1 protein-coding gene is annotated in these 422 nt (G+C 81.3%); it reads right to left on the reverse strand.

What is annotated here, in order from left to right:
* A partial coding sequence (locus EIO00_RS24425; protein ID WP_161602800.1) for a hypothetical protein occupies positions 1-422 on the reverse strand: 422 nt, incomplete at both ends.

Genomic DNA, 422 nt, shown 5'->3' on the forward strand with positions numbered 1-422 from the left:
GCCCGCACCGGCGCCGCGTCCCGCGACCCGGTCAGATCGGCCGCCACGTCCCCCGCCAGCGACGCCGCCAACCCCGCCACCGCCGACACCAGCGGCATCGCGCCCGCCTCGGTCACCGCGCGCACCGCCCGGTCCCGCACCGCACCGGCCGCCTGCCGTGTGGCGCGGGCGGCCAGCTGCCGGGCGGTGTCGGCCAGCACCGCCCGCACCACGCCGGCGCCGGCGTCCAAGACCACCTCCACGGCGACGTCGGCGGCCGCCTCCAACAACGGGTCCAGCACCGTGTCGGTGATCGCGCGGGCCGCCGTCGACACCACCGGGGAGGCCGCCAGCTCCAACGCGGTCGCCAGCGAGGCGCGCCCCAGCGGGTGGGACGCCGCCAGCCGCAGCGCCCGCCCCGCCATCGGCCGGCCCTCGCGCCC

Origin of the sequence: Thermomonospora catenispora, assembly GCF_006363815.1 — a bacterium.
Lineage (GTDB): Bacteria > Actinomycetota > Actinomycetes > Streptosporangiales > Streptosporangiaceae > Thermomonospora > Thermomonospora catenispora.